Raw genomic sequence first — 11,372 nt, forward strand, 5'->3', positions numbered from 1 at the left:
AGTACATGGTTCCCTCGGTGTTCACCGCGCTGGACTCGATTCCGCTGACGGCCAACGGCAAGATCGACCGCCGTGCCCTGCCGGACCCGGACGAGAGTGCCACCGGTGCCTTCGTCGGCCCTCGCACCACCACCGAGGAACGCCTCTCGGCCATCTGGCAGGAGCTGCTGGGCAAGCGGGCGAGTGTGCATGACAGCTTCTTCGAACTCGGCGGCCACTCGATTCTCGCCGTACGGCTGGTCTCGCGGATGCAGAACGAGTTCGACCTCGATCTGCCGATGCGGATCGCCTTCGAGAGCCCGACGATCGCTCAGCTCGCCGTGGAGATCGAGGGCCGGATCCGGGCCGAGATCGACGCTCTGCTCAGCGACGCCCACTGACCGCCGGCCCACTACCGGCTGAGGAAGACAGGCAGGCCCATGCGACACATCATCTCCATCAACGACCTGACCGACGACGACCTGCGGCACATCGTCGAGCGAGGAGCCGCATACGCCGCCGGCGACCGGGCGAGGCCTCTGGAGGGCGCGATCGTCGGAATCTACTTCCGGCGCACCTCCACCCGTACCCGTACCGCCTTCACCAGCGGCGCGCTGCGGCTCGGTGCGCAGACGGTGACCTTCGGGCCCGGCGATCTGCAGCTGAACACCGGGGAGAGCATCGAGGACACGGCCAGGGTGCTGGCCGGCATGCTGGACCTGCTGGTGGCCCGCACCGCGGACGCCACGGCAGAGCTGCGGACCCTGGCGGCCGGCGGGCCGATGTCCGTCATCAACGCCATGAGCGCCGAGGAGCACCCGACCCAGGGGCTCACCGATCTCACCACGCTGTACAGCCACTTCGGCCGGATCGAAGGTCTGCGGCTGCTGTACGTCGGCGAGGGCAACAACAGCGCGGCGGCCCTGGCGCTGGCTCTGACGCGGTTCCCCGGGACCGAGCTGGAGTTGCGGACGCCGGTCGGTTACGGGCTCGCCCCGGAGATCCTCGCCACCGCGACCGCGCAGGCGGAGCGCTGTGGATCCAAGGTGTCCGAGCAGCACGACATGGAAGCGGTGCCGGCCGGTCTCGACGCCATCTACACCACCCGCTGGCAGACCACGGGAACCAGTAAGGCGACCGCGGACTGGCGGGACGTCTTCGCGCCCTTCCAGGTCACCCGGGAGCTGTGGCAGAGCAGCCCGAACGCCGTCTTCCTGCACGACCTCCCCGCGCACCGCGGTGAAGAGGTCACGGCCGAGGTGCTCGACGGCCCGGCGAGCATCGCCTTCACCCAGGCCACGCACAAGCTGCACAGCGCGATGGCCGTTCTGGAATGGTGCTGGGCCAACCGACGATGAGTGTGGAAGAGGCGGCGCCTCCCGAGAGACAGGAGCCGGCGGCGCCCGCCGCAACGAAGGCGGCGGGGCCGCCCGCGAGGCGCCGGCACCGGCTGCCGCCGCTGAGCAGCTACCGGGAGTTCCGGTTGTTGTGGACCGGTTCCGCGATGTCGGTCATGGCGGAACGCTGCTCCGGTATGGCCTTCACGCTCCTGGTGCTCTGGCACACCGGTTCGAAGAGTTCGGCCGGCCTGGTGGGTTTCGCCTCACTCCTGCCGGCGCTGCTGGTGCAGCTGCCGGCGGGGGTGCTGGTCGACCGGCTGAACCGGCACCGGGTGATGATGTGGACTCTCATCATCCGGATGCTGGCCGTCGCGACGGTCGCCGTCTCGCTCCTGGGGGACAGGCTCTACGTGTGGCATGTCGTCGCCGTGGCCTTCGTCCAGAGCAGCATGACCGTTTTCTACCAGCTGTCCGAGCGGGCCATGGTCCGCGGCGTGGTGCCGTCCCGGCAGCTGGGCGCCGCGTTGACGATGAACGAGGCCCGCTCCCGCGGGGTCAACTTCGTCGGAAACCCGGTGAGCGGCGCCCTGTTCGGTCTCTCGGCCTGGATCCCCTTCTCCAGCAGCGTCTTTCTCTACCTGTGTTCCTTGATCACTCTCGTCCGGCTGCGGGGGGAGAAGGGGACGCCGCCCCAGAACAACAAGAAGAAGCCCAGGATGCGCGACCAGATCTCGGCGGGGCTGCGCTGGGTATGGAATCGCGCCTATTTCCGTACGGCGCTGTTCATCATCGCCGGCAGCAACCTGGTCTTCCAGGGGCTCATACTTTCGGTGGCCGTGGTGGTCAGGGAGGACGGCGGCGCCGCGGGCACCATCGGCCTGATCATGGCTTCCGGTGGTGCGGGTGGACTGTTGGGCGCCTTCAGCGGCGGCTGGCTCAGCAGTCGCATGCCCATGCGAAAGGTGATGATTCTCGCCCATACCTGCTGGGCCGCTGTGCTGCCGGCAACTGTCTTTTTCAGACAGCCTCCGGCTCTTGGCGTACTTTTCTTCATAACCTCACATATTGGCGCCGCTGTTACTGTCTCTGGCATGTCGTATCAGGTGCGCATCACGCCCAACAACATGCAGGGGCGGGTCGGCAGTGTCGTCATGCTCCTGGTGTCGGGCGCGAGTTCGCTCGGCGCGCTCGGTACCGGATTCCTGCTGGAGGCAGTCGGCTCCCGGCAGACCCTGGCGATCGTGTCGGGCGTGATGGCTCTGCTCGCTGTGGTGGCAGCCGTCGTCTTCACTCGCCGTGGGGCCGCGCTCGAGGATCAGCAGGACAACGAAACCCCCGCGAAGCCCTTACCCACATCGGATGGGTCGACGGCTGATCCCTTCAGCACCACGCAGCTACGGAGAATCAATGTCGATCGATGACGCGGTGCGGCTCGAGTCGCTCACCAAGACATATGGGTCAGGCGACAGCGCGGTGACCGCGCTGCGCGAGATCCAGCTGTCCTTCCCCAGAGGGAGCTTCACGGCGATCATGGGCCCCTCGGGCTCCGGGAAGTCGACTCTGCTGCAGTGCGCCGCCGGCCTGGACCGCCCCACATCCGGCCGGGTGTTCATCGACGGCAAGGACATCGTCGGACTGAGCGAGACGCAACTCACCGAGGTGCGGCGGGAGTCGACGGGCTTCATCTTCCAGTCGTTCAACCTGCTGCCCTCGCTGACCGCGGAGCAGAACGTGGCGCTACCGCTGCGCCTCGCCGGGATCAAGCCGGACCGGCGCGCGGTGCTGCGCGCGCTCGGCCAGATGGGGCTCGAAGAGAAGGCCGGCAACCGGCCCAGCCAGCTCTCCGGCGGTCAGCAGCAGCGCGTCGCCATCGCCCGCGCCCTGGTGACCCGTCCGGCCGTTCTCTTCGCCGATGAGCCCACCGGGGCGCTCGACCTCAGCACCGGGCGGGAACTGCTCGGCATGCTGCGGGACCTGGTCGGTGCCCGGCAGCCGGCGTACGACCCGTCCCAGGCGTACGACCCCTCCCAGGTGTACGACCAGTCGCAGGCGTACGGCGCCCCGCAGTCCCAGGGCTCCGGAACGCCCTCCGCCGTACCCGCCCCGGCGGACGGGGACCGTGCGGTGACCACGATCGTGATGGTCACGCACGACCCGAACGTCGCGGCCTACGCGGACCGGGTCCTCTTCCTCGCCGACGGCAGTCTGGTCGGCGAACTGATCAACCCCACGGCCGAGGCCGTCGCCGAGCGGATGACCGATCTGGCGGTGGTCCGGTGATCAGGGTTGCCTTCCAGACCCTTCGCTCACGCTGGGTGTCGTTCCTCGGCACCGTCGTCGCGCTGGTCCTCGGAGTAGCGCAGGTCGCGGCCATGGGCCTGCTCCTCATGGCCGTGATCGACATGCCGGACCGGCCCGCGGAACGCTTCGCGGGCGCCCCGGCGGTGGTGCTGCCGCACGACCCGACGTGGAACGCGGCCCACCACGACCTGGGCATCCGCTCGCCGGCCGAGGCCAAGGGCATCTCTGTCCAGCTGCGGCAGAAGGTCGCGGCCGTGGGGGAGACCGTCACAGACCGGGCCTTCTACGCCCAGCTCGAAGGCGGCTCCAAGAACCAGGTGGGCCACCCCTGGCCGGTGGCCCGGTTCGGCGGCTACCAGTTGGAGGACGGCAGGCAGCCGTCCTCGGACACGGATGTCGTCGTCCCCTCCGACCAGGGGCATACCGGCGACCAGGTGACCGTGCTCACCGCCGACGGGGTCAAGAAGTACACCGTGAGCGGCACCGTCTCCCCGGTCGACTGGGAGGACGCGGTCTTCTTCAGCGACGCGGAGGCCGCCAAGCTCTCCCCACGGATCCACGCCCTGGTGGCACTCGGCCCGCTCGACAAGGTACGAGCCGCTGTCGGCCGGGACGCCGAGGTGCTCACCGGGGAAGCCCGGCACAAGGCGGACGCCAGCGAGGACCTCGACCGGGAGGCGCTGGACAACACCATCACGCTGGTACCGGTGATGGCGAGCGTGGCGGGCCTCACGGCGATCTTCGTGGTGGCGTCCACCTTCGCCTTCGCGGTGATCCAGCGCCGCCGTGAGATCGCCCTGCTGCGGGCCGTCGGCGCGACGCCCAAGCAGGTGCGCAAGATGGTCCGCAACGAGGCACTGCTCGTCGGCGGCCTGGCCTCCGCCATCGGCACGGTACTGGGCCTGTTCGGTGCTCAGCTGCTCACCGACATGCTCATCGACATGGGCATCTCACCGTCCTGGCTGAAGGTCGGGTTCTCGACGGACTGGACGGTCCTCGCGCCGCTCGCCGGCGCCTTCCTGGTCGGAGTCGTGGTGGCGCTCGGCGGGGCGAGCGCCTCATCCCGGCGGGCCGGGAGCATCCGCCCCGTCGAGGCACTGCGCGAAGCGGCCGTCGACGACAACGGGATGCCCCGGGGCCGCTTCTGGCTCGGCGCCGCAGGCGTGATCGGTGGTGTCGGCTGGACCGGCTGGATCGCCATCGGCCATCCGGCCGGCGTCCTGTCGCCCACCACCTATGTGCTGTCCCTCATGGTGCCGGTGCTGGCGGCAGCCGTGGTCGCGCCGCTCCTCGTCGGGCCGCTCACCAAGCTGCTGATGCGGCCCTTCACGCGCTCCGCCGGACCCACCGCCATGCTGGTCCGGGAGAGCGTACTGACCTCGCGCCGGCGCACCGCCGCCATCGCGGCGCCCGTGCTGCTCACGGTAGGCCTGGTGTTCTCACTGCTGGCCGCCACCGACTCGCTCGGCGCGGCACGCGACAGCGGGGTGCGGAACTCGGTGAAGTCGCAGTACGCCCTCGCACCCGACGGCACTCCGGGCATCAGCCCGGCGGTGGCCGACAAGGTCAGCCGCATCCCCGGCGTACGGATCGCGGCGCCGATCCTCACCACCATCTACACCCGGGACGAGGACAGGTTCGACGAGAACGACGCGCTGGTGGTGGATCCCGCCGCGCTGAAGCGGACGATGAACCTCGAGATCGTCGACGGCTCGTTCGACAAGTGGGACGACAACAGCACGGTGGTGGCCGACCGCTGGGGACTGGACGTCGGTTCGGCACTCGAGATCACGATGGCCGACGGCTCGGTCGCCAAGCTCCGCATCGCGGCGACCTACAAGGCGATGCCCGGCGAAGACGTGGCCTACCTGACCCCGAGGTTCGCCAAGACCGCGGCCTACGCACGCGACGGACTGGTCAGGCGCGCCTACATCTCACTGGACCCCGGCACCGACACGGCCACCGCCACCGCGGCGATCCACCACGCCGTCGCCGGCACCGGCGCCGACTTCATGACCCGGGACCAACTGGTCGCTTCGGAGGCCGCGTACGCACGACACCTCACCGAGGTGCGGCAGAGGTCCACCGCCGTGATCATCCTGATGTTCTGCTTCATCGCGATCCTCAACACCCTGCTGATGGCGACGGCGGACCGGCGTCGCGATCTGGCGGTACTCCGGCTGGCCGGGGCCACGCCGAAGCAGGTGGTGAAGTTCTTCATCGCGGAATCGCTCCTGGTGGCCTCCATCGGCCTGGTCCTGGCGCTGGTCTCGACGGCGGTCAACCTGGCCGGGCTGTGGGGCGCGCTGCTCCAGCTGTTCGGCACCACGCCCATCGTGGTGCCGTACACGGCGGTCATCGCGGTCGCCGTCGTGTCCACCCTGCTGGCCGTCATCGGCACCGTCGTGCCGGTGGGCGCCGCGCTGCGCGCCAGGACCCTGGCGAGCATCGGGGGCCGCGAGTAGCAGCACCACCCGCAGTACCCCATTGGCCCACGCGGCCCGGTCCCGCCCCCCGTCGGGACCGGGCCGCGTGCTGTTTCCGGGGCGCGGAGAAGCTGTGGACGGCCACGGAGGCCGTTATAGAGGGCCGGTATAGCTCCCCGTCCGATGCTGAACACGAATCCGATCAGCGAAGGGAATGCGACATGGCTGACGAGCAGAACGACAACCGCGTCTACCGGGTCGTCCTCAACGACGAAGAGCAGTACTCGATCTGGGAAGCGGACCGGGAGCTGCCGGCCGGCTGGCGCGCCGAAGGCACCGAAGGTGCCCGGCAGGACTGCCTCGACCGGATCGACGAGGTGTGGACGGACATGCGGCCGGCGAGCCTGCGCCGCCGTATGGAGCAGGCAAGCGCCTGAGACCCCTGCCGTCGACCGGCGGTAGGGACCGGCGGCAGGAACACGCCGGACATGCAATCGACGTAACGGCAGGAAAGGCCGGGAGGAGCGCTCAGCATGAGCACTGGCGAAGTTCGGACGGGTCGGCAGGCCGAGGAAGAGCGAGAGGCACTGGTGCGCGCCCGACTCGCCGGGGGCCGCAGCGGGCGGCGTTCCGCGGTGGCTCCGGTGGACCGTGACGGCCCGCTGGTGCTCTCCCACGGTCAGCAGCAGATGTGGTTCCTCAGCCGGCTCGACCCGGACAGCTGGGAGTACAGCGTCCCGGTCGTGCTCCGGCTGCGCGGCACGCTGGACGAGCGGGTGCTGCACCGCAGCTTCGAGGAACTCGTGGGGCGCCACGAGATCCTTCGTACCCGCTACCGGCTCGACGGGATCGAGCCGGTCCAGGTCATCGATCCTCCCGGCCCGTTCGACCTTCCCGTCGACGACCTCACCGCCCTTCCCGGGGCGGAGCAGCGGGAGGCACGCGCCACCGCACTGGCCGAGGCCGAGGCCGGCCGGCCCTTCGATCTGGAGAACGGGTGGCCGTTGCGCGCCCGGCTCATCAAGACCGACGCGGCCGACCAGCTGCTGGCCGTGGTCTTCCACCACGTGGCCTGCGACGAATGGTCGGTCGGACTCTTCATGTCCGAACTCTCGGCCGTCTACGGCGCGTTCCTCGAAGGCCGGCCGTCCCCGCTCGCCCCGATGACGATCCAGTACGCCGACTACGCGGCCTGGCAGCGCAAGCGGCTGGCCGGTGACACGGCGGCCGGTGACCTGATGGAGAAGCAGCTCGACTACTGGTGCGAACAGCTCGCGGGCTCCACCGCGCTGGAGGTGCCCACCGACCGTCCCCGCCCCGCCGTCCGCGGCTGGGACGGCGACGCGGTACCGCTGGAGCTTCCGGCTCCGCTGGCCGAGAAGCTCCGTGCCCTCGGCTCCGAGCACGGCGCCACCCCGTTCCAGACCCTCCTCGCCGGCTACCAGGCGCTGCTCGCCCGCTACACCGGACGCAACGACGTGCCGGTCGGCACCGTGGTGTCCGGACGCGGCCGCCCCGAGCTGGAGCAGCTCATCGGGTACGGCATCAACACCCTGGTGATCCGCGGCCGCTGGCAGGGCGACCCGTCGTTCCGCACGCTGCTCACCGGCTGCCGCGAGACGGTCCTGGACGCTTTCGACAACCAGGAGTTCCCCTTCGCCGGGATCGTGGACCGGCTCCAGCCGGAGCGGGACATGTCCCGTACCCCGCTGTTCCAGGTGGCCTTCACGATGCACCGGGAGCGCACCCGCGACTTCCGGTTGCCCGGGGTGGAGACCGAGACGCTGGAGGCGACCTCCCGTATCTCCCGGTTCGACCTCTCGCTGCAGCTCGGTGAGCGGGCCGACGGCAGCGTGCGGGGCACGCTGGAGTACAGCACCGCCCTGTACGACCGGAGCACCGTCGAGCGGCTCGCCCGGCACTTCGTGCGGCTCCTCGAGTGCGCGGTCGTCCAGCCGGACCTGCCGCTCTCCCGTCTGGAGATGCTGGACGAGGCCGACCTGGCCGTGATCGTGCCCGAACCGCAGGTCTTCCCGGCCCCGGACCGAACTGTTCACGAGCTTTTCCAGGACCGGGCCGCGGCCACCCCCGACGCGGTCGCACTGGTCCACGGCGGCCGGCGGCTCAGCTACGGCGAGGTCAACGCCCGCGCCAACCGCCTCGCCCACCATCTGCGGGGACTGGGTGCCGGGCCCGGCACGCTGGTCGGCGTCAGCCTGGACCGCGGCCTGGACCTGGTGCCCGCCCTCCTCGGTGTGCTCAAGTCCGGAGCCGGTTACCTGCCGCTGGACCCCGAGCACCCCGCCGACCGCATCGGCTACATGCTGGGCGACGCCGGCGCCCGGATCGTCGTGACCTCCGCGCACCACGCCGAGCAGCTGTCGGGCGTACTCGACGGCCGGCTGGTCGTCCTCGACGACGCGTCGGACGCGGCGGCCCTGGCCGCGGAACCGGAGACCGATCCGGAGTCCGGTGCGCTGCCCGACGACCTGATCTACACCATCTACACCTCGGGCTCCACCGGCCGCCCCAAGGGCGTGGGACTCACCCACGCGAACGTGCTCCGGCTGTTCTCGGCGACCGAGGAGCACTTCGGCTTCGGCGAACGGGACGTCTGGGCGCTGTTCCACTCGTACGCCTTCGACATGTCGGTCTGGGAGATGTTCGGCGCCCTGACCCGCGGCGGCAGGCTGGTCGTCGCCGAGCCGGACACCACCCGCTCGCCCGAGGACTTCCTGCGGCTGCTCGTCGATGAGCAGGTCACCGTGCTCAACCAGACGCCGTCCGCGTTCCGCGGCCTGGTCGCCCTGGCCGCCGACGGCAATCCGCTCATCGGCGAACTCGCCCTGCGCGTGGTGACGTTCGGCGGCGAGAAGCTCGACATCCCGGGACTGGCGCCCTGGACGGCGCGGCGCGGCCTGGACCGTACGGCACTGGTCAACATGTACGGCATCACCGAGACCACCGTGCACACCACCTACCACCGGCTCACCGACGCCGACGTGGCGTCGAGCATCGGCAACGCGATCGGTGTGCCCATCCGTGACCTGCGGGTCCATCTCCTCGGCGAGCACGGCGAGCTGGTGCCCGTCGGTGTGCCCGGTGAGATCCACGTCGGCGGACCCGGTGTCGCGCAGCTGTACCTGAACCGCCCCCGGCTGACCGCCGAGCGCTTCCTTCCCGACCCGTACGGAGAACCCGGCTCCCGGCTCTACCGAAGCGGCGACCTGGCCAGCAGGCGGCCCGACGGCAGCCTGGACTACCACGGCCGGATCGATCACCAGGTGAAGATCCGGGGCCACCGCGTCGAACTGGGCGAGATCAAGGCCGCGCTCACCTCCCACCCGCTGGTCCGGGACGCCGTCGTGGTGGCCCGCGAGGACACCCCCGGCGACCGCAGGCTCGTCGCGTACGTGGTGCCCGCCGCGGAGGCCGTGGCAGCGCCGAGCGAGCTGCGGACGCTCCTCGCCCGCTCGCTCCCGGAGTACATGATCCCGACCGCCTTCCTGATCATCGGGAAGATCCCGCTGACCGTGAACGGCAAGCTGGACCAGGCCGCGCTGCCCGCCCCCGACCGGGCCGCCCTCGGCATCGGGACCGTCCATGTGGCGCCGCGTACGCCGGCCGAGGAAGAGATGGTCGCGGTCTGGCGCGAGACCCTGGGTGTCGAGCAGGTCGGCGTCGAGGATAATTTCTTCGACCTGGGCGGCGACTCGCTGCGAGCGGTGGCCCTGGTCGGCGCCCTGCGCGACGCCGACCACGACGTCACGGTCCGTGACGTCTTCGAGCACCGCACCCCCGCCCAGCTGGTCGAGTTCCTCACCGGACGGCCCGCCCCCGCCGATGTCGAACCGGCTGTCGAGCCCTTCGCCCTGCTCGCCGAGGAGGACCGGGCCAAGCTTCCCGAGGGACTGGTGGACGCCTACCCGCTGGCGCAGGTGCAGCTGGGCATGGTGGTGGAGATGCTCGCCGACGACGGCCGCAACCTCTACCACAACTCCACCTGCTTCCGGATCCTCGACGACCAGGCCTTCGAGCGGGCCGCGCTCCAGCAGGCGGCGGACGTCGTGATCGCCCGTCACGAGATCCTGCGCACCTCGTTCGCCCTCGAGGGCTACTCGGTGCCGCTGCAGCTCGTCCACGACTCCGCACAGGTCGAATGCCCGGTCGGCGGGCGTGACCTGACCGGTCTCGACCCCGCCGCGGTCAATGCCTCGCTGCGCGCCTTCATGGCCGAGGAGCGCACCCGGCTGTTCGACCTGACCAAGGCCCCGCTGATCCGGTTCACCGGGCATGCCTGCGACGACGGCAGCTGGTGGCTGACGCTGACCGAGTGCCACGCGGTGCTCGAAGGGTGGAGCCACCACTCCCTGCTGATGGAGCTGGTCACCGCCTACAAGGCGATACGTGACGGACGCCCCCTGGACGAGCCCGAGCCGGCCGCCGTGCGGTACGCGGACTTCATCGCCGCCGAGCTGGTCTCCCTGTCCTCGGACGAGGACCGGGACTACTGGCGGGACGTCCTCGGCAGCCACACCCCCTTCGAGCCGCCGGTCGGCTGGGGCGACGACCCTGCGACGACGCCGCGCGGACTGCACCGCGCCTGGGTGCCGTACCACGACCTGGACGCCGGGCTCCGCTCACTGGCCGGCCAGGCCAAGGTGCCGATCAAGAGCGTGCTGCACGCGGCGCACCTGAAGGTGATGAGCCAGCTCACCGCCGAGGAGTCCTTCTTCACCGGCCTGGTGACCAACGCCCGGCCGGAGGCCGTGGGCGCCGAGCGGGTGTACGGGGTGTACCTCAACCCGCTGCCCTTCGCCTTCACCCGTGGCGCCGCAACCTGGCGCGACCTGGTGCGCCAGGTCTTCGACCGGGAGATCGAGATCTGGTCGCACCGCCGCTTCCCGCTCGGTGCCATGCAACGCGAACTGAGCGCCTCCGACCGCCTGGTGAATGTGCGGTTCAGCTACCAGAACTTCCGCCAGGTCGACCAGGACCTGATCGACTACCCGGCCACCATCGACGACAGCCCCACCGAGTTCCCGCTGGGCGTCTCCACCCGGGCCGGCTTCATGGTGATCACCGCGAACCGGCATGTCATCGGCCGGGAGGGGGTGGATCGTCTCGCGGCGATGTACCGGTCGGTGCTGGAGTCGATGTCGGCTGATGTGGACGGTGATGCGCGTGCGGTGTATCTGCCCGGTGGTGAGCGGGAGCGTGTGCTGAGCGGGTGGAACGATACGGCGGTGGTGGTGCCGGAGGTGTCGGTGCCGGATCTGGTGGCTCGTCGGGCTGTTGGTGTGCCGGGTGCGGTGGCGGTGGAGTG

The 11,372-nt window shown here is 70.2% G+C and carries 7 protein-coding genes; all 7 read left to right on the forward strand.

Annotation, left to right across the window (positions count from 1 at the left end; all coding sequences use genetic code 11):
• Positions 1-380: phosphopantetheine-binding protein (locus AB0E62_RS39280; RefSeq protein WP_362205708.1), on the forward strand; the 380-nt coding region annotated here is incomplete at its 5' end.
• 39 nt (positions 381-419) lie between these two features.
• Positions 420-1,337, forward strand: a complete 918-nt coding sequence (locus AB0E62_RS39285; protein ID WP_362205710.1) for an ornithine carbamoyltransferase — start codon at positions 420-422, stop codon at positions 1,335-1,337.
• A complete protein-coding gene (locus AB0E62_RS39290; RefSeq protein ID WP_362205713.1) occupies positions 1,313-2,740 on the forward strand; it encodes an MFS transporter in 1,428 nt (475 codons plus the stop codon). Before AB0E62_RS39285 ends, AB0E62_RS39290 begins: the two co-directional genes overlap by 25 nt.
• Positions 2,727-3,599 (forward strand): ABC transporter ATP-binding protein, encoded by an 873-nt coding sequence (locus AB0E62_RS39295; RefSeq protein WP_362205716.1) that lies wholly within the window; start codon positions 2,727-2,729, stop codon positions 3,597-3,599. Before AB0E62_RS39290 ends, AB0E62_RS39295 begins: the two co-directional genes overlap by 14 nt.
• Positions 3,596-6,085, forward strand: coding sequence for an FtsX-like permease family protein (locus AB0E62_RS39300; protein ID WP_362205718.1), 2,490 nt, complete (start codon positions 3,596-3,598; stop codon positions 6,083-6,085). Before AB0E62_RS39295 ends, AB0E62_RS39300 begins: the two co-directional genes overlap by 4 nt.
• 182 nt (positions 6,086-6,267) lie before the next feature.
• Positions 6,268-6,483 carry an MbtH family NRPS accessory protein gene (locus AB0E62_RS39305; protein ID WP_362205721.1) on the forward strand — a complete coding sequence of 72 codons (216 nt, stop codon included), beginning with the start codon at positions 6,268-6,270 and terminating at the stop codon, positions 6,481-6,483.
• A 96-nt stretch (positions 6,484-6,579) separates the two neighbouring features.
• The coding region (locus AB0E62_RS39310) for an amino acid adenylation domain-containing protein (RefSeq protein ID WP_362205723.1) at positions 6,580-11,372 on the forward strand (4,793 nt) is incomplete at its 3' end.

Source organism: Streptomyces sp. NPDC038707, from assembly GCF_040636485.1.
Classification (GTDB): Bacteria; Actinomycetota; Actinomycetes; order Streptomycetales; family Streptomycetaceae; genus Streptomyces.